This is a genomic window from Kiloniella majae (genome assembly GCF_002118315.1).
Lineage (GTDB): Bacteria > Pseudomonadota > Alphaproteobacteria > Kiloniellales > Kiloniellaceae > Kiloniella > Kiloniella majae.
Window position 1 is genome coordinate 270,443 of the sequence record NZ_MTSZ01000003.1, and the last position, 18,765, is coordinate 289,207.

The window sequence follows — 18,765 nt, forward strand, 5'->3', positions numbered from 1 at the left end:
TTACTCTTCAGTAGATTCAGCTGCTGCTTCTTCTTCACCAGCAACGTCTTCTTCGTCGCCTTCTTCATCAGCTTTCGCAGATTTAACAGAGCTTGGTACAGCAATAGTAGCGATCGTGAAGTCACGATCGGAGATTACTGGCTCTGTTCCGTCTGGAAGTGTAACGGAAGAAATGTGAACGCTGTCGCCCAGTTCGATGCCAGCCATATCAACTTCGATATTTTCTGGAATGTGATCTGCGCGGCAAGAAAGTTCGATGTCGTAACGCACAACGTTAAGAACACCACCCTGCTTAAGGCCTGGGCAGTCGTCTTCGTTGATGAAGTTGACAGGGATCATAACGTTAACAGATGTCTTCGCAGAAACGCGAAGGAAGTCAACGTGCTCAACCATGTCTGTTACAGGGTGCAATTGAATGTCACGTGGAAGTGTACGTTCTTTTTTGCCATTAACTTCGATTTCCCAAAGGCGGGTACCAAAGTGACCAGAGTTGTACTCTTTCGTAATTGGACGCGGGTCCAGGTTAATCATGACAGGGTCTTTTTTTGCACCGTAGATGACGGCAGGAACAAGACCTGCACGACGAGCGGCACGAGCGGGCCCCTTGCCGGCTCTATCGCGAGCTTCAGCGCTCACTTTTGTGATATCACTCATTTTAGTCTCCAATAGTAAAATGACAGCGGCAGAGCATTTGCTCCGCCGATGCAGTAACTGGCCAGCCTCCAGGGGTGCTGAGCCAGAGAATTCGCCCGTCTTGTATACGGACGAAAGCTATTCGTCAAATCAATCCGCAGTAATTAGGGGCAATCAGCCGTAATCAGTCAAACAGACAGGACACGGATTGTTCGTCACTAATGCGGCGCATTGCTTCACCCATCAGTGGAGCAACAGAAATCTGACGCATGTTGTGGGCTACACGAACGGCTTCAGTCGCTTGGATTGAGTCCGTTGTTACGAGCTCTTCAAGCGGAGAAGCGGTAACACGTGCAACCGCGCCACCTGATAAAACACCGTGAGAGATGTAAGCGGAAACAGCTGTTGCGCCAGCATCTTTAAGAGCACCCGCCGCATTACAAAGTGTGCCAGCCGAATCCACGATGTCATCAATAAGAATACAACGTTGACCCTTGACGTCACCAATGATGTTCATAACCTCTGAAACACCTGCTTTTTCACGACGTTTGTCAATGATTGCCAGATCGGCATCAAGACGTTTCGCGATAGCACGTGCACGGACAACACCACCAACGTCGGGTGATACAATTGTCAGAGGTCCTTTGGACATGCGTTCCTGAATGTCTTTTATAAACACAGGTGCCGCAAACAGGTTGTCTGTTGGAATATCAAAGAAGCCTTGGATTTGTCCCGCATGCAGGTCCATGGTCAGAACGCGATCCGCCCCGGCAGTTTGAATTAGATTTGCAACCAGTTTCGCCGAAATCGGTGTACGGGGGCTGGATTTACGATCCTGCCTCGCGTAGCCATAGTACGGCATTACGGCTGTTATGCGGCTCGCAGAGCTGCGTTTCAATGCATCTATTGTTACCAAGAGTTCCATAAGGTTGTCATTGGTAGGATAGGATGTTGGTTGAATAATAAATACGTCTTCACCGCGCACGTTTTCGTGGATTTCCACAAAAACTTCTTCATCGGAGAACCGTCGCACTGATGCTTTGGTCAGTGGTAGATTCAAATATGCAGAAATGGCCTCGGCCAATGGTCGGTTGCTGTTACCCGTTAAGATCTTCACGCCAAAATCCCCGGCTAGGCTGGACAAGCCATAACAGATGACTTGTCGGCAGTTTTCATATTGGACGGGCGGAACTTAGCAATCTCTGTCTTTTCTGTAAACGCCCATAAAGATTCATTTCTTTGTTATTTCAGAACAGTTTGATTTTGAAGACTCTTTTGTTGCAGTAGGTCCTTGATTCCCATGGCTGTTCCCTCTGCTATTGCTTCTGAAGCCGGAATCAGTATCCGGGAAAGGGGTAGGTTGGGAATTGGGTTTGTTTGGCTGATTTGCCCTACTTCTTCGCCGTTTGCACTATCTTCAAGACTCCACAGCAGCGAGAGAAAGCCTTGTTCGTTTTGTTTAGATAGATCAATTTCTAACCTGAGCTTGTAAAAAAAGGATTCAGTTGTTTGGCGCGTCAAATAAAGGCTTCTGATTTGAAATGAGGCTCTTAGTTCGTTTTCCAATATCGCCTTGGTTCTGTCGTCAATCTGGTCTGGCAGGGAAGCTAGTTGGATAGATATGTAATCTATTGATTGGGGCTCTGGAGCTATTTTTTGATCCAGTTGCGCAATCTTAAGGCTAACATTCTGTGATACTCTTTTGATCAGTTCAGCCAAAACAGGCTTCGAATTTTTTTCCAAGTGTATTGCGGGTATCTTTGTTTTTTCCTCTAATTCTATCAGAAAACGATCAGGCACTGCTGTTTCCGTAATCCTGATTTTGAGGCTTAGTAAAATCTGATTACCCGCAACACGTTCTGTTTCAAAGCTGCTGTACAGATGCAAACTATTTGAAGCAAAAGCATAGTTTGCTGCGGGTAGATCCTGATCGCGTAGTGCTTGGCTTAGATTATCTTGCGCCCAAAGTGTGAGGTCCGTGGTCTCGACACCTGTATTTAGTTGGAAAACGGGTGGTTCAACCGCAAGCGGGCGTGTGTTCTCTAACTGCAGGAGTGGATTACTATCAGGTTCCTGTGCCATGAAGGGGCGAGGCAAAGGTCCACAGGCAGTTATAAGCAAGATGAAGAGGAGGGGGAGAAACTTTATCATACGATTGAGCGATGGAATGGAAACATAGATATCTGAGCCAAATCAGTAATCACATGAAACTGCAGGTCGCGAGAATTCCGAGAATACACATTAGAAAGAAGAGAATTAGGTGAGGCATTAGCTTGTTCTCTCAAGTGATATAATGGATATGCCTCTGCCGTAATCAGCTTCTTTTCTGTGGCATGAGCGGCGGTAGCTGAAAAAGTGGTTCTCTTCAGCATAGGTATCATTCTTTGAAATGGACACCTGTTTTACACCTGATTTCTTCAATCGGTCTCCCACATATTGGCGAAGATCAAAAAGAAATTTTCCTTCTCTGGGGGAGGGGATGAAGTAAGTCATGTTATCATCAGTTTCTTCAAAGAAACGATGTGCAAATTCGGCACCTACTTCATAAGAGGCTTGCGCAATACAGGGACCTATTGCGGTGTAGATATTTGATCTGGTTGCACCAAGGCTTTCCATCGCATCAATCGTGCTGTCGGTCACACCTTTCAAGGCTCCTTGCCAGCCTGCGTGTGCTGCGCCAATCACCCGTGCATCAGGATCAGCAAAAAGCACAGGTGCACAATCTGCGGTCATAATGCCCAATGCGATCTCTGGTTGGTTGGTGACCAAGGCATCGACCTGTGGCGCATCTTCGGGGCAACTCCACGGCGTTTTGACAATCTCTACATTTGCGGAATGAATTTGATAGCCTGTGACAAGCTTTGCCTGATGACAGCCCATGCGCTCAAGCGCAATCGTTCTGTTTCGGGTTACATTTTCAATTGCTTCATCTGCCCCGTACCCACAGTTGAGCGATGAATATAGGCCTTGGCTGACGCCATCTTGCCGGGTGAGAAAGCCGTGTTTAATACCATTGTGTTGGTCCAGCGCAGGGCTTTTAATCATAGGGCTTCCTTTTGTTCTGGAAATGCAGCTGGTGTTGGCTGATCTGGTCTCGTAAGCGCCATCACTTTAAAGAGATCCCCCATCTGGCTGGGATCAGTTAAACGATGTTCCGCTGCGGTGATATCAATGGCCTGCTTTTGATCTGCATTTAGACGTAACATCTCGGCGCGCTGTTCAATCCCAAGGTTTCGTAAAAAATCTCCTTGGGTGACTGTACCATGAACAGAGACGCCATTTGCTTCGGCTGACTTTTGCAGCGTGGGAAAATCAACAAAGGCGGATAGATCGGCTGTACCCGGTTCCAGCAAGACATCGTGCTTTTTGTGATTGTGGATAGCTTGTAAACTTGGCTTTGCCGTTGGCGTTCCCCAGCCATAATCTACGAAAAGGGCAGCCCCGCCATATTGGGTAATATGGCTTGAAATCTGGGCTGAAACATTAGCGGCTATGGATGAAAGCTCGACGACCGCTCCCTCATGACTATCAACTAACTCTTTGGGGATAATCGTTTCAATTGCTTTTGAGGGAGGTGAAAGCGTAAAGACGAGACCTGTTTCATCTTCGTCCAAGGTGATTAATCGCTCGCACCAACCCGTGGGAGAACGTTCGAATTGTCTAATAGGCAAGGCATCAAAAAATTCATTGGCAATAAAGATGCAGGGTCCAGCAGGGAGGTCTGTTAAATCATCATACCAACTGACATTGTATCCGTTCAGGGCTTCTTTTTGTTTTTTTCTCAGCTTTGGGCTTACTTCTATCAGGTGTATTTTCACAGCCTGGTGAAAACCGGGGACCATCGCAGCGGCCCGCATAAGGTCGCTCATGAGTGTGCCGCGGCCCGGACCCATCTCAATCAAATGGATTTCAGTCGGGCCACCCATGTTGTACCATGTATCTGCGCACCAAAAGCCGATGAGTTCCCCGAACATCTGGCTTATTTCTGGGGCCGTAATAAAATCTCCGGACACACCAAAAGGTTCATTCGACATATAATAACCATGTGACGGTGCGATAAGAACATCAGCCATATAGTCGGCGACAGATATTGCACCTTCGAGTTTTATACGTCGGCGGAAGCTTTCAAAAAGAGATCCTTTTTTTGGTACTGTACTCATTTTTTATTCGATGGAGCTTTCTTTTTTGCTGCTTTATCCGCTTCTTTGGGAGAGATGTCTTCTGGTTTGAACTCTGGTCCGGTCGGCTGAAGTGGTTGTCGGAAAGCAAGAACAACAAGGCCGATACCAACCAGTATCATGGGCGATGACAGAAGCTGACCAATTGTTATTTCAGCAAAGAGGAAACCAATGTGGGCATCTGGTTCTCTGAAGAATTCGACAACTGTACGGGATAGACCGTATCCAACCAAGAACAACCCAGCTGTCAGGCCTCTACGAGGAAGTCCACCGGTGCGGGCAACGAGATAGAGAATAAGAAGTAAGGTAAGCCCTTCAAGACCTGCTTCATAAAGCTGGCTTGGATGGCGAGGCAGAGGTCCTCCGTTTGGGAACACCATGCCAATTTCTGCGGTTGTTACGCGTCCAAATAGCTCGCCATTGATAAAATTCGCCAGCCGACCAAAGAACAGGCCTATTGGGGTTGCACAGGCAATGATGTCGGCAAGTGCCAGAAAGTGTACTTTTTCTTTGCGGGCAAAGAGCACCATGGCTGTGATAACGCCCAGAAGGCCACCATGAAAGCTCATCCCACCTTGCCAGACAGCAAAGATTTCAAGCGGATTATAGAGGAAGTACGTAAAGTTATAAAACAGAACGTAGCCCAGTCTACCCCCGAGAATTATACCGAGCGTAGCCCAGACAATAAAATCATCCATGGCAATAGGCCGTAACTGTCTTGGGGCCTGAAAGCAGAGCCAGCGGCAATAGCGCCAACCAAGAATGATACCGAATATATAAGCAAGCGAATACCAACGTATCGCGATAGGACCCAAGCTAATTGCGATGGGATCAATTTCCGGATAGGTGAGAGCCGCGAAGACCAGTTCTTGTGTCATTTGTATGAGTCTTCCTGTGCAAGAAATTCTGTCACGTAACGCTGAACGCCTTCTTCCAGAGATGCGAAGGGATGATCATATCCAGCTTCTTTTAGCTTACTCATACGCGCTTCGGTGAAGTATTGGTATTTATCGCGAATATTTTCAGGTGTTGGAACGTATTTGATATTCTCATTACGGTTCATTGACGCGAAAACGGCCCGAGCCAAATCCACGAAAGATCTTGCTTGCCCTGTTCCAACATTAAATAAACCACTAACTCTTGGATTATCCTTTAGCCACATCATAACGCGAGCACAGTCTTCAACCGCAATGAAATCACGGAGCTGCCCGCCATCAGAATAGTCAGGGTGGTGAGACTGGAACAGTTTTGCCGCTTCGCCAGACATAACCTGATTGAAGAGGTGGAAAGCAACGCTTGCCTGACCACCTTTGTGATATTCGTTTGGTCCGTAAACATTAAAGAATTTGAGGCCTGCCCATTGTGGCGGCTGAGGCTCTTTGTTTTCTATCCGGCGGGCAACCCAGCGATCAAAGAGCTGCTTGCTCCAACCATAGCCGTTCAGAGGCTGGAGTTTGGTCAGATGATCGATATCTTCTTCGTCATCAAAACCATGTTCTCCACCGCCATAAGTCGCTGCGGAAGAAGCATAGATATAGGGGACACTATGTTTTGCACAGACATGCCAAAGATCTTTACTGAGTTTAAAGTTGTTTTCCATAAGGGCATCGCCGTCGGTTTCGGTCGTCGCCGAAATGGCCCCCATATGAAAAACACCTTCGAGCTTATCTGCATTTTCAGCTAGAAACGCAGGAAGTGCTTCGGGCTTTATAATGTCTTCAAGTTCATGTTTTGCCAGATTACGCCATTTGTCGCCATGGCCAAGCCAATCGCTGACGACCACGGATTTGCCTTGCTCAACAAGGGACGCAACGAGGTTTGAGCCAATAAAACCAGCGCCGCCAGTAACGAGAAACATGCTTGAAGCCTTTCTGATATATCTTCTGCTCCCCTATATATGCTTTTGAGAAGCTATAGAGAAGCTTTTGCATCGATATTTAAGGATATTTTTGTTTAAACGATAACGAACAAGGTTGAAGCCGGGGGATCAAAGGGCCATATTAGGCTCAAATAAAGTCAAAAATGTGAGTCAAAGTCGGATGGTTCTGGCCTGACTTACAATATGAAAGGCAAAGACATGCAAACTCAAAATCGTATCCTTGATGATCTGGCTAAAGTTGCCAGCAGCGCGATGGGTGCTGCCGCAGGTATGAGAGGGGAAGTCGAAGCTCGGATTCGTGAGCAGTTTGAACGCATTATCTCTCAGATGGATGTTGTTCCACGTGAAGAATTCGATGTGATGAAGGCTGTTGCAGTCAAGGCCCGTGAAGAAAGCGAAGACCTTGCCGAAAAAGTCGCTGCACTTGAAGCAAGGCTGTCCAAGCTTGAAGGCGCTAAAAAAGCAACTTCTCGGACAACACCGGCTAAAAAAGCAGCACCTAAAAAAGTTGACTGATTTTTTGGATTAGCAGATATGGCAGATTACGGATGAATCCCGGTTCTGAATAGTTTGTAATCTCTATGCGCATTTAAATAAAAGCCCGGATAATGTCCGGGCTTTTATTTTACGTTTTTTCTTGATCCCAAGATTCGTTCTGTGCCACACTATATTTGGTAGTATTCTGTCACATTAGTTCAATATATGGACTGTGACAGTAGCTATTGTATCTTGCTCAACTATACTTAGTGAGGGGTTAGTGCAATGAACTCAGAAACTACGAATGAGCGACTACCTTTCAATCCGATTGATGCTATCGAAGAGTGGATCCTGGACTATAACTGGGATTTTGAGCGCGAAAGTGATTTCGAGCTGTTAGCCGTGATTGAAGGACATTGGGGGCCACTTCATCTTCATTTCCAATGGCAAGGCGAATTACAAGCAATGTTTTTTGCCTGTCATGGTGAAGTTGTTGTTCCTCAACTGGCCAAAAGCCGTATTTGCGAACTGTTAGTTTCCGTGAACAATCAGCTTTGGCTTGGGCATTTTGATCTTGTTCCTGAAACCGGGGGGCCTGCTTATCGGCATACTGTGCCATTAAGAGGACAAGATGGTTTCAGTCAGGATCAAACCGAAGATCTGGTCGCGACCGCAGTTGCAGAGTGGGATCGTCTTATCCCTGCGATCCAATTGGTATCCTCTGGGGGGGATTCCGAATTAAATGCTGTTGATCTTGCCTTGATGGATACGGCGGGAGAAGCGTAGAGTTCTGTTCCCTGACTTTTACGGAATAGGACATTGAATATGCTTAACAATGGTACCTTGCTGCTTGTTGGTTGTGGCAAGATGGGCGGCGCAATGCTGCAAGGATGGTTGGATCGCGGTTTGAAAGGATCACAGGTTGCTATTGTTGATCCCTCTGCTCAAGCTGACTATATGCAGTCCTTTGTCAAACAGGGTGTTCGCGCTGTAGAGAGCTTGGCTGATTTGGGGAATTCATTTCACCCTGATTATGTTCTCTTTGCTGTCAAGCCACAGATGATTGACGCGACAATCGCCGATTACCAAGGCTATGCAGAGCAAGGGGCGGTTTTTCTATCCGTTATTGCCGGAAAACAAATCTCATTTTTTGAAGAGCATTTAGGGGCAGATGCTGCGATCGTGCGAACAATGCCGAACACACCTGCTGCCGTGTCGCGTGGTATGACCGTTTTGTATGCAAATCAAAATGTCAGTAAAGAGCAAGCCGATGCATGTGAAGGTCTCATGGCAGCTGTTGGTGAAACGGCTTGGCTTGATAACGAAGAGCAGATTGATGCGGTTACAGGTGTTTCAGGTAGCGGCCCGGCCTATATCTTTTATCTGGCAGAATGTCTTGCACAAGCCGGAGTTGATGCGGGGTTGCCGAAAGAATTGGCACGGAAACTCGCCGATACAACAGTCTTTGGTGCAGGTGAACTTCTCAGGCTTTCAGACGATAGCCCCAGCCAACTTCGTATTAACGTGACCAGTCCCAACGGAACAACGCAAGCAGCGTTAGAAGTCCTTATGGCTGATGATGGTTTGCAACCGGTTATGACCCAGGCTGTTGTTGCGGCGACAAAAAGAAGTAAAGAGTTGTCTTAGCCTGTGAAGCAACCCTTTTGCGTTGGGGAGTATTGGAATTACCAAGCTGTCTTTTAATCTCTACTTTTTATCCTATATAATAGAGATATCTTCATTGTGGGGAGAGTAGTGATGAAAAAGTCGGAAATACCCCAACATATTGTTTCGACGGCGATGTCGTTGGCTGTCGAAAAGGGGTGGGCAACTCTGTCTCTTGCTGAAATTGCCGTCACATCAAAAGTGTCGTTATCTGATCTGCATCAGATTTTTCCTTCCAAGAATTCTCTTTTGCGCTTTATATCTGAACAAGCAGATCAAGGCGTTTTGGAAGAGCATGATAACGATTATCTTCAACAGCCAGCGAAAGACAGGTTGTTTGAAATTTGTATGAACAGGTTTGATGCACTTGAGGCCTACAAAGAAGGCATTCGTGCTATTGTTAAAGATAGCCGTAAAGACCCTGTTTCTACGTTGTTACTCCTTTGTAACTTGAAACGATCAATGCCTTTGATGCTAGAATCAGCCGGTCTCTCAACATCGGGGCTTCAGGGAGTGTTGAGAGTGAAAGCTTTCTCAGTTGCTTATCTTGCGGCACTTCAAACCTGGCTAAATGATGATAGTGATGATTTGGGGAAAACGATGGCCAAGCTGGATAAAGTCTTGGGGCGACTGGATACAATGGCGAGGTGTTGTTCAAGGGCACGTACGGTGCCAACTAAATCAAAAGCTGCATAGGGTACCTTGCCTTTCAATGCGTTACGTATAATTATTTTGCTCTATCTTTTGAGGGAATAAGTTTTATGAGTAACGAATTGGCGTTTGAGGATTTTCTTAAAGTTGATATCAGAGCTGGAACCGTTGTTGATGCGCAGCCCTATCCTGAAGCCCGTCGTCCGGCAATCAAGCTTTGGGTGGATTTTGGGGGCGAGATAGGCGTTCGTAAGTCATCTGCTCAAATTACCGATCACTATTCGCCCGAGACTCTTATTGGAAAGCAGGTCATGGCTGTTGTGAACTTTCCGCCACGCCAGGTTGGTAAGTTTATGTCAGAGATTTTAGTTCTTGGTGCTTCAGATGACCAGGGAAGAATCGTTTTGCTCGCCCCTGATCATGATGTTCCTAATGGAAGCAGAATGCATTAAAGTTAAATAAGGGGATGGACAAGCCTAAAAGGGCAGAGAAATTCTTGCACGTAACCCACCACCGGGTGCATCTTCTAAAGCGAGATCGCCGCCATGATTACTGATGATGTCGTTGGCGATGGAGAGACCCAATCCAACGCCACCTGTTGCCTGATTACGGGATTGTTCCAAACGGAAAAAAGGTTTGAGCACATCTTTTCTGTGTTCTTCGGGAATACCGGGCCCATCATCATCGATAGTGATTTCAAGAATCTCATCTGTGGTGCCGATTGATTTTTTTCTGACGCAGACCATGACATGACTGCCATAACGTTGTGCGTTTGTGACCAGATTGCTAATAGCGCGCTTAAAATTTTCCTGCCGAAGCTGAATATCAATTTCTTGTTCAATGTGCAGGTCAATGGGATTGTTGTTGAAGCTTAATTGCTGCATCAGTCCTTTTAGTAAAGCAGACACATTGCAGGCTGCAGTTTGTTCTCGCCCTTCTCCTCGGGCAAAGGCAAGGTAGCCGTCAATCATCTTTTCCATTTCGGAAACATCAGTCTGAAGGTTTTTGGTATCTTCGGACTGTCCAGACATGGCCAACTGAAGTTTCATTCTGGTGAGAGGCGTTCTTAAATCATGGCTTACACCTGCTAGCATCGCCATGCGGTGTTCCACCTGCCGTTTTATTCGTGATCTCATACGGATAAATGCGCCGGATGCCTGCCTGACTTCCGTGGCACCCTCGGGCTTAAAGCCTTTCACATCTCGCCCTTTACCAAAACTTTCTGCGGCTCTGGCCAAGCGTTGAATGGGACGCACTTGATTGCGCATGAAGATAACTGCAACGCCAAAGGTAATGACAGATGACCCAACCATCCAAAGTATGACAAGGTAAGTTGTTGAAGTGAAAAGTCGTTTACTGGGCACCAGCACGAGTAATACAGCATTTTCCAATTCAATCTGAATCTTTACCTGATCGACCAAACTGGTGGTGTCAATTTCATATTGATAATTTGCGTTAAGGTTTTTTATGAGTTGATCATTAATGGCTTGATCAAGCCGGCGCTCAAGAACGGACCACCCCGGTTGCCAGTGAACGGGTGGCAACTCAATTCCGTGATGGAGTGTTAGGGACAAGTCAGCGGTTTTTTGCATGAGCTGGAAAACATTGGCTTTTTCATAAGGTGTTTCTGCATCATCAAGAAGCAAAATAGCCGTCGCAATATCGCCAGCAATGCCCTGAGCCAAACGCTTGGTGACCGTTTCATAGTGTCGGTCATAAAAAACCCACACAGAGATGGCCTGTACCAATAAAAGGGGCGTGATAATAATAATAAGGGAGCGTCCGAGAAGGGACTTGGGGAGAAAGCGTTTTAGAAAGAAAGGACGTTTTCTTTTTTGCGGCAGCGACTCTTCTTCATCAAGAATGGTTTCTTTTAAAGGGGCACTGGTCATTTAATCAGTTTTCAGTATATATCCGACACCGCGGATTGTTTGAAGGAACCGTGGATATTTAGGGTCTTGTTCAATTTTACGGCGTAGGCGGGTTACCTGAACATCTACACTTCGTGTATTAGAAAGCTCTGACCCGTCCTCAATCAAATCGTCGCGCCCAACGGCGGTCCCGGCTTGCTCAGCCAAGGTTTTTAAAAGAGCTGCTTCTACATCGGTCAGATGAATAAACTCATCATTATTCCAAAGCTGGGATTTACGAACATCAAACCTGAAAGATCCAAACACAACATTTTCTGCAGAAAGTTCGGTTGCGGGAGCTGTCGCTTGTATGCGCTTTAAAATCGCATTTATACGTAAAACGAGTTCTCTCGGCTCAAAGGGTTTTGAAAGATAATCATCTGCCCCCACTTCCAACCCGCTAATGCGGTCGTTTGTTTCACCCATGGCTGTCAAAAGGAGGATGGGGACATCATCTTTTTCTCTGAGGGATTTTGTCAGTTCCAGCCCGCTTTCGCCTGGCATCATAATATCGAGAATCAATAGATCGAATGATAAAGATGCTAATTTTGATCTGGCTTCTTCTGCGCTTGAGGCAGCAGTAACCATAAACCCTTGATCGGTCAGGAATTTTTGCAGGAGTTCTCGAAGACGAGTGTCATCATCTACGACCAGTAAGTGCGGGCAAATATCATTCATGTCTTACAGTATAACGTGTCGTTTTGGTATTCACAGATGTTAATTTTGAAGCCTAACGTATTGGAATTCAAGTTCGAACGATCTTTAACGTCTCGGTGAAGGAGGATGAGTTTTTTTTGCGAAGCGAGGGCGATCACTTTCTTCCATCATGTTGATCAGGACGGATCTGAAGCCTGCAACAGCTTCTGCGCCAGATTCTTTATAGGCTTTGACGATCCTTTGACGCTGGACGTTAAATAGCTTTTCATCCAGTTCCAGCCCTTTTTCAGTTAATTCAAGCAGTCGTTGTCGACGATCAATTTCGCCGGGTGTCTGTTTGATAAAGCCTTCTGCAACGAGTTGGGAGAGAACTCGGGATAAGGATTGCTTTGTAATCTGTAGAATCGACAATAGCTCGCTAACTGTCATGCCTGGGTGGCGTCCCACAAAGTGTATAACCCTATGATGAGCGCGTCCAAAGCCATACTGTGCCAGTAATTCGTCGGGTTCTCCTGTGAAATCCCGGTATGCAAAAAACAGCAATTCAATTGCCTGCATGATTTCATCTGTACGAAGGAAAAGGGGGTTCGGGCCGGATTTTATGTCAGTCATGTTGACTTATCTATCGAATTGGTATTATCTATGTTTTGTGATTAATTGATTAAAAGTACCAATTAATCAGTATTTTTGTAACAAACTTGCGTTGCAGCCGTTTAATACTCAATTGATGTTGAGTGTTAACCTTTGGAAACAACGCAAGAATAAACTCTATACCACCTTTAACATGAAAGCTATGGCTATGCTTCCATTTGACGATCGCGACGGTTTTATCTGGTACAACGGCGAAATTATTCCCTGGCGGGATGCCAAGATTCATATTCTCAGCCACGGTCTCCATTATGGGAGCAGTGTCTTTGAAGGAGAGCGTTCTTATAATGGGCGTATTTTCAAAATGCAGGAGCATCATGAACGGCTAATCAAGTCTGGAAAACTTCTCGGATTTGATATCCCCTATTCGGTTGAAGACCTGCATCAAGCATCACAAAAAGTCCTGAATGCCAATAATATCGTTGATGGCTATTTACGCCCGGTTGCATGGCGGGGGAGCGAGATGATGGCTGTTTCAGCACAAAAATCCCGAATTCATGTTGCTATTGCGGCTTGGGATTGGCCGTCGTATTTCTCTCCTGAAGATCGTTTGAAAGGTATTCGTCTGGATTTTGCAGAGTGGCGCCGTCCTGATCCGGCCACGGCACCTGTTCATTCCAAGGCTGCGGGATTGTATATGATTGCGACGCTGTCTAAACATGCTGCTGAAGCAAAAGGTTACAATGACGCCTTAATGCTCGATTATCGGGGGCAAATCGCCGAGGCAACAGGGGCTAATGTTTTTCTGGTACAGGATGGGGAAATTCATACGCCAGTTCCGGATTGTTTTCTTGACGGTATTACGCGACGCACAGTGATCGATTTGGCAAGACAAAAAGGTTATGACGTAGTTGAGAGAGCGATCATGCCAGAAGAGCTCGCAAAAACGCAGGAAGTTTTCTTGACGGGGACTGCGGTTGAAGTAACCCCAGTTTCCGAAATTGGTGACTATAAATTTACGCCGGGGAATGTAACAAAAGATCTTTTACTGGCGTATGACCAACTGGTTCGCGAACCTGCGGCATAAATCTACCTGATTGATATTAAAGAAATAGCACTGTGTTTCATTGGCGCGGTGCTATTTTTCTTTCCGAGGTTGAGAACTTACGTCTCTAACCATCTTGATGCTGCGGTGTCATCACTGTCTCGTGCATCAACCCATTTCCCTCCTTCGGATGTTTCTTCTAGTTTCCAGAAGGGAGCCTTTGTCTTTAAATAATCCATTAGGAACTCACAGCTTTCGAAAGCTGCTTTACGATGTTTGCTACAGGTGATGACCAAAACGATCTGTTCGCCTGGATCCATGCGCCCATAACGGTGAATAATCAGGCTGGCATCCAGGTCCCAACGACGGTTTGCTTCGGTCTCTATTTCCGCGAGCATTTTCTCGGTCATGCCGGGATAGTGCTCGAGCGTCATGGCTGAGATTTCTTCATCACTTGCAATATCTCTGACGAGGCCTAGAAAAGAGGCAACGCCGCCGATGGCATGATTCCCTTGGGTAAGCTTTTTGATCTCTTGTCCGACATCAAAGTCGCTTTCTTGAACACGTATCATCTCTAGCCTCCTGTTACTGGTGGGAAGAGGGCTATTTCATCGCCTTGCTCTATTTTCTGATCAAGATCGGCGTATTCCTGATTAATCGCGATACGTAAGAGATCTCTTTTTTCCTGGATGATAGAATAGTCTTCACCAAGGGAAGGTAGCCAATCAAGAAGCTCTTTCACTGTTTTAACTGTCTCGGGAGGTGTAATTTCCTCGAGAGGTTTGCCAATTGTTGTTCTTAACCAGGCAAAGTAGAGAATTTTCATAGCGCAACCTCGTTAAATGGCAAATAGGAAATTAAATCTCCAGGCTGGATAGATAAGAGTTCTTCGCTTAGGACTGCAAAGCCATCGGAATGACAAACTGATGAGAGAATGCCCGCGCCTTCTTTTGGATATTTATGTGCTTCCCAGTGTCCTTCAAGGTTTTCTTTCAAATGGACTCGCACCCACTCCTTGCGATCCTTTTTTTTCTTATGAGAAAAGGCGGCAACAACAGGGAAGGTTTTTGGTGTCGTATTTTCTGCCCCTGACAGCAGGTTGATCAAGGGGCGTACAAAGTTTGAGAAGGTGACAATGACAGCTACCGGATTTCCGGGGAGCCCGACAAAAGCTGTTGATCCAATTTGTCCCAGAGCAATAGGCCTGCCCGGTTTGATTGCCAACCTCCAAGCATGGAGTGACCCCAATGATTCGACAACCTGTTTAACATGGTCTTCTTCTCCAACAGATACGCCGCCCGATGTCAGAACAAGATCATATTGATCAATAGTTCTTTCCAGGGCTTTGTGAATGAGATCGGGAGTATCCGGAAGAATACCAAGGTCCGTTACATGGCATCCTAGATTGTTTAATAAACCATTTATTGTATAGCGGTTGGAATCGTAGACCTGCCCGCTTTCTAATGGCGTTCCTGGGTTTCTAAGTTCATCGCCTGTAGAGAAAAAAGCAACACGAAGAGGTTTGCGAACCTTGATGGTTGAAATGCCGACTGCGGAAATCAGGCCCATGTCTTGCGGTCGTACTGTACGCCCTGCATGAAGAATGACAGCGCCTTTTTCGACATCTTCACCTGCAAAACGTCTGTTTGATCCTGACTTAATGCCAACGGGAATAGATACTTCATCTGTTCCTTTAAGCTTACAGTCTTCCTGCATTAATACAGTATCTGCCCCGAATGGCATGGGCGCGCCCGTAAAGATCCGTGCTGCGGTGCCTTTGCGAAGTTTTTCCCGAACGTGACTTCCGGCGGTTATCCGGTCACTGATTTGCAGGATGGTTTCAGATGTTGTGCCTAAATCATCAAAATACACTGCATAGCCATCAACGGCCGAGTTGTCGTGTGGTGGTACATTGCAAGGCGAGATAATGTCTTCGGCCAATACCCTACTCAAAGTTTCAACAACGGAAATCGTTTCAGTTTCTGTAATACACTGAAGCTTTTCTTCCAGCAGGGCGAGAGCTTCGGCTGTTGTCATTAACTTGCCGCCGTGAGCAAAACAATCATCCGAAAGTTGAGCCATTAGTCCGCAGCCTTTCTGATTTTGTCATGAAGGTCACAAGACAGACAGATAAAATCAGCAATCGCTTCAATATCATTGAGATTAATTATTGGCAGTGAAGTATCTATTTCTTCGTCATCTGTAGCTATACCGATAATGTTAGGGTCATCTTTGTGAAGCATTCGCTTGCCAAGGGCAGGGCGAAACACTTCCAGCTTTTTATGGCTTTCTCTTTTGAAGCCCTCTATTAAAAGAATGTCCACGGGCGTCATATGAGGGACTAGTTCTTCAAGTGTTGGTTCTTTTTCATCCCGTAGTTCGTGCATTAAAGCCCAGCGATTTCCCGATGAAATCATCACTTCGCTGGCCCCTGCCTCGCGATGTTCGTAAGAGTCTTTACCTGGCTTATCGACGTCAAACTTGTGATGTGCATGTTTTAATGTCGAGACTTTCAAACCACGCTTGACCAAAGCCGGGATCACCTGCTTAAGAAGAGTTGTCTTGCCACTACCACTCCAACCTGCAAGGCCAAAAACCTTCATAAATAAATCCTCTGACGTATTGGTAAGTTATTACAAGCTGTATAACGCCCGGATAAGGCTATTGCTATGTTATAGATCAAATAAGGTGATGGCGACTATGGAATAGAAAGTAGCGAAATAGAGAACTGGGGAACAGAATATTTATTCGGTGTTGAAGTGGTCATAAATTGACTGTGCAACCACGCGACTGATTCCATCAACTGTAGCCAAGTCTTCCACACCGGCGCGCGCAACTGCATCGGCAGATCCAAAACGGAACAAAAGTGCTTTTTTGCGTTTGGCCCCAATACCGGGAACACCGTCGAGGGCAGATTTTAAACGGGCATTGGTTCGCCCCTTACGATGGGTTTCTATCGCATAGCGGTGGGCTTCATCGCGTAAACGTTGGATGAAATATAACACAGGGTCTTTTGGATCGACGAGGAACGAGGGGCGATTGGGAAGAAAAATTCTCTCTCGTCCAGCATTACGATCTTGTCCTTTTGCTATGGCGACAATTGGAATATCTGTCAGCCCTAATTCTTCGAGGACTTCAATGCCGACGGTTAGCTGCCCTTGTCCCCCGTCGAGGACCAACAGGTCTGGCCATTGGTCTGTCTGCCGATCAGGATCTTCCTTTAGGCTTCTTGAGAGTCTGCGAGTCAAGACTTCGCGCATCATTGCGTAGTCATCGCCTGCCTGATAGGTCGCGGGAGTTTTGTCGCCTTCATCTTCTTGGGGCTTGTCACCGCGAATTTTAAACTTTCGATAGGCTTTTTTCATAAAGCCTTCGGGGCCAGCAACAATCATTCCACCGTAAGCTTCGGATCCTTGTGTATGCGAGTTATCGTAAACCTCGACCCGCTCGGGTGTTGCTTCCAGAAACAGCATATCGGACAAGCCTTCGAGTAAGCGTCGTTGGCTCGCACTTTCTGCCATGCGTCGTGCAAGGGCTTCTCGGGCGTTGACTGTTGCATTTTCAACAAGCTTCTTTTTGGGGCCTCGTGATGGCTGGGTGACGTCAACACGGCGTCCGGCTTTTGTGGTAAGGGCCTCTGCAAGGATCGCGGCCTCGGGGAGCTTATGGCTCACCATTACCAACTTGGGAACAGGTTTGTTGGCATAGAACTGGGCGATAAAAGATGTGAGAACAGTTTCAGCTTCAATGGTTTTATCGTGTTTGGGGAAGTAGGAACGGTTTCCATAGTTTCGGCCCGCCCGAAAGAAAAACACTTGAATACAGGATTGTCCCGCCTTCTCAAAAAGTGCGAAAACATCCGCATCATCCAGTTCAGCTATATTGATTTCTTGCTTCGATTGAATAGCTGTAAGGGCGCGAATGCGATCTCTGTATACAGCTGCTTGCTCGTAATCTTGCTCTTCTGCTGCAGCTTGCATCTTCTCGGCCATCTTCTTTTGAAATTCGGATGATGAACCGCTCAGGTAACTTTCAGCCTCACGTACATGAGATGCGTAATTGGACAAGGAGACACGACCAACACAGGGGGCGGAGCACCGTTTAATTTGATACATCAGGCACGGTCGTGTGCGATTTGTATAAACTCCGTCACTGCAAGAACGAAGCAAAAAAGCTTTTTCCAGTGCTGTTATGGTCTGGTTTACGGACCTTGCATCAGCAAAGGGGCCATAATATTGGCCATCTCTTTTTTGGGCGCCGCGATGTTTTGTGATCTGTGGTGCTTCGTGGTCTCCTGTAATCAGGATATAGGGAAATGATTTATCATCTCTCAGTAAGACGTTGTAACGCGGGGCAAGCCGCTTTATCAGGTTGCTTTCCAGCAAAAGGGCTTCGGCTTCGGTATTGGTCTGCACGATTTCCATCGACCGGGTTTCCGAAACCATACGCTTTATTCGATAGGGAAGTTGATCAACACGAGTGTAAGACACGACTCGTTTTTTGAGGTTCTTTGCTTTCCCGACATAGAGAGGATTTCCCTCACTATCCATCATTCTGTACACACCCGGTGATCCTGGGAGCGTTTTGACAATCCCTTGGATTACGCCAGTACCAACTTCTATATTGCTGGTGCCTTCTGGTTGTTCGGCGTCTGATTGTGACCCTGCTTCCCAACTGATAGTGTCTTCAGACAAACCGGACACAGTATCAAGAGGGGTACTGGAAGCTGTCTGATCCAAATCTTCATGCGCAGCCATCGCTGAGCGTTTACCACCTTGTGAGGGATCTTTTTTTCTTGCTTTGCGCGAAGGTATTTTTGTCATGGCCGATTTAACTGATGAACTGATCTGACTCTCTTGGGTTCAATGTAACAGTATATAGATAACCTAAGAAGAGAATGAGTAAGTAATGACATCTTAGATGGCGTTTTATGTGGAACAGGTCAAGAACACTTTATTAACGTTTAAGAGGGACTCTTTAGAACTTATAGGATTCGTCTCATCTGTTGTTTTTCCTCTGTGAATCCACTGTAAATTATATCCACTGATCCTGTGGATAACTTTGTGGCTATCTTGTGAGCCT

The 18,765-nt window shown here is 46.3% G+C and carries 21 protein-coding genes; 6 read left to right on the plus strand and 15 right to left on the minus strand.

All coding sequences use genetic code 11. The annotated features are described in order from the left end of the window. The 7 genes from BKB51_RS10805 to rfaD form a co-directional block, all read right to left on the minus strand. Entirely contained in the window at positions 1 to 654 is a 654-nt protein-coding gene (locus tag BKB51_RS10805; RefSeq protein ID WP_085901107.1) for a 50S ribosomal protein L25/general stress protein Ctc, read from the minus strand. A gap of 163 nt (positions 655 to 817) precedes the next feature. Beyond that, entirely contained in the window at positions 818 to 1,750 is a 933-nt protein-coding gene (locus BKB51_RS10810; protein ID WP_047762369.1) for a ribose-phosphate pyrophosphokinase, read from the minus strand. A gap of 125 nt (positions 1,751 to 1,875) precedes the next feature. Then, the gene (locus BKB51_RS10815; protein WP_085901108.1) at positions 1,876 to 2,784 is read right to left on the minus strand and encodes a hypothetical protein; all 909 of its coding nucleotides are present in this window, start codon (positions 2,782 to 2,784) and stop codon (positions 1,876 to 1,878) included. Between the two features lie 117 nt (positions 2,785 to 2,901). After that, positions 2,902 to 3,678: a peptidoglycan editing factor PgeF gene (gene pgeF, locus BKB51_RS10820; protein WP_085901109.1), complete on the minus strand. Its 777-nt coding sequence runs from the start codon at positions 3,676 to 3,678 to the stop codon at positions 2,902 to 2,904. Then, positions 3,675 to 4,793 carry a class I SAM-dependent methyltransferase gene (locus BKB51_RS10825; protein WP_085901110.1) on the minus strand — a complete coding sequence of 373 codons (1,119 nt, stop codon included), beginning with the start codon at positions 4,791 to 4,793 and terminating at the stop codon, positions 3,675 to 3,677. The genes pgeF and BKB51_RS10825 overlap by 4 nt, the downstream gene beginning before the upstream one ends. Further along, positions 4,790 to 5,689, minus strand: coding sequence for a prolipoprotein diacylglyceryl transferase (gene lgt, locus BKB51_RS10830; protein WP_085901111.1), 900 nt, complete (start codon positions 5,687 to 5,689; stop codon positions 4,790 to 4,792). Before lgt ends, BKB51_RS10825 begins: the two co-directional genes overlap by 4 nt. After that, positions 5,686 to 6,669: an ADP-glyceromanno-heptose 6-epimerase gene (gene rfaD / locus BKB51_RS10835; protein WP_085901112.1), complete on the minus strand. Its 984-nt coding sequence runs from the start codon at positions 6,667 to 6,669 to the stop codon at positions 5,686 to 5,688. The genes lgt and rfaD overlap by 4 nt, the downstream gene beginning before the upstream one ends. A 219-nt stretch (positions 6,670 to 6,888) precedes the next feature. Here rfaD and BKB51_RS10840 point away from each other — a divergent pair, with 219 nt between their 5' ends. The 5 genes from BKB51_RS10840 (at position 6,889) to BKB51_RS10860 (ending at position 9,935) form a co-directional block, all read left to right on the plus strand. After that, positions 6,889 to 7,206 carry an accessory factor UbiK family protein gene (locus BKB51_RS10840; protein ID WP_085901473.1) on the plus strand — a complete coding sequence of 106 codons (318 nt, stop codon included), beginning with the start codon at positions 6,889 to 6,891 and terminating at the stop codon, positions 7,204 to 7,206. A gap of 246 nt (positions 7,207 to 7,452) precedes the next feature. Continuing rightward, on the plus strand, positions 7,453 to 7,953 hold the full coding sequence (locus BKB51_RS10845; RefSeq protein WP_085901113.1) for a type III secretion system chaperone family protein: 501 nt from the start codon (positions 7,453 to 7,455) through the stop codon (positions 7,951 to 7,953). A gap of 39 nt (positions 7,954 to 7,992) precedes the next feature. Next, entirely contained in the window at positions 7,993 to 8,814 is an 822-nt protein-coding gene (gene proC, locus BKB51_RS10850; protein ID WP_085901114.1) for a pyrroline-5-carboxylate reductase, read from the plus strand. Between the two features lie 111 nt (positions 8,815 to 8,925). Next, on the plus strand, positions 8,926 to 9,528 hold the full coding sequence (locus tag BKB51_RS10855; RefSeq protein WP_085901115.1) for a TetR family transcriptional regulator: 603 nt from the start codon (positions 8,926 to 8,928) through the stop codon (positions 9,526 to 9,528). A 65-nt stretch (positions 9,529 to 9,593) separates the two neighbouring features. Continuing rightward, positions 9,594 to 9,935: a tRNA-binding protein gene (locus BKB51_RS10860; protein ID WP_085901116.1), complete on the plus strand. Its 342-nt coding sequence runs from the start codon at positions 9,594 to 9,596 to the stop codon at positions 9,933 to 9,935. Between the two features lie 24 nt (positions 9,936 to 9,959). Here BKB51_RS10860 and BKB51_RS10865 read toward each other — a convergent pair whose 3' ends face one another. The 3 genes from BKB51_RS10865 to BKB51_RS10875 form a co-directional block, all read right to left on the minus strand. After that, on the minus strand, positions 9,960 to 11,375 hold the full coding sequence (locus BKB51_RS10865) for an ATP-binding protein (protein ID WP_085901117.1): 1,416 nt from the start codon (positions 11,373 to 11,375) through the stop codon (positions 9,960 to 9,962). After that, on the minus strand, positions 11,376 to 12,071 hold the full coding sequence (locus tag BKB51_RS10870; protein ID WP_085901118.1) for a response regulator: 696 nt from the start codon (positions 12,069 to 12,071) through the stop codon (positions 11,376 to 11,378). It abuts the gene before it with no gap. A gap of 84 nt (positions 12,072 to 12,155) precedes the next feature. Beyond that, positions 12,156 to 12,662, minus strand: coding sequence for a MarR family winged helix-turn-helix transcriptional regulator (locus BKB51_RS10875; protein ID WP_085901119.1), 507 nt, complete (start codon positions 12,660 to 12,662; stop codon positions 12,156 to 12,158). A 181-nt stretch (positions 12,663 to 12,843) separates the two neighbouring features. Here BKB51_RS10875 and BKB51_RS10880 point away from each other — a divergent pair, with 181 nt between their 5' ends. Beyond that, positions 12,844 to 13,725, plus strand: a complete 882-nt coding sequence (locus BKB51_RS10880) for a branched-chain amino acid aminotransferase (protein ID WP_085901474.1) — start codon at positions 12,844 to 12,846, stop codon at positions 13,723 to 13,725. A 77-nt stretch (positions 13,726 to 13,802) separates the two neighbouring features. Here the strand turns inward: BKB51_RS10880 and BKB51_RS10885 are convergent, their stop codons facing one another. The 5 genes from BKB51_RS10885 to uvrC form a co-directional block, all read right to left on the minus strand. Then, on the minus strand, positions 13,803 to 14,255 hold the full coding sequence (locus BKB51_RS10885; protein ID WP_085901120.1) for a molybdenum cofactor biosynthesis protein MoaE: 453 nt from the start codon (positions 14,253 to 14,255) through the stop codon (positions 13,803 to 13,805). A gap of 2 nt (positions 14,256 to 14,257) precedes the next feature. Then, on the minus strand, positions 14,258 to 14,509 hold the full coding sequence (moaD, locus tag BKB51_RS10890) for a molybdopterin converting factor subunit 1 (protein ID WP_085901121.1): 252 nt from the start codon (positions 14,507 to 14,509) through the stop codon (positions 14,258 to 14,260). Further along, entirely contained in the window at positions 14,506 to 15,765 is a 1,260-nt protein-coding gene (gene moeA / locus BKB51_RS10895; protein ID WP_085901122.1) for a molybdopterin molybdotransferase MoeA, read from the minus strand. The genes moaD and moeA overlap by 4 nt, the downstream gene beginning before the upstream one ends. Then, positions 15,765 to 16,286: a molybdopterin-guanine dinucleotide biosynthesis protein B gene (gene mobB / locus BKB51_RS10900; protein WP_085901123.1), complete on the minus strand. Its 522-nt coding sequence runs from the start codon at positions 16,284 to 16,286 to the stop codon at positions 15,765 to 15,767. Before mobB ends, moeA begins: the two co-directional genes overlap by 1 nt. 141 nt (positions 16,287 to 16,427) lie before the next feature. Next, entirely contained in the window at positions 16,428 to 18,440 is a 2,013-nt protein-coding gene (uvrC, locus tag BKB51_RS10905; protein ID WP_085901475.1) for an excinuclease ABC subunit UvrC, read from the minus strand. Positions 18,441 to 18,765: the final 325 nt, after the last annotated feature.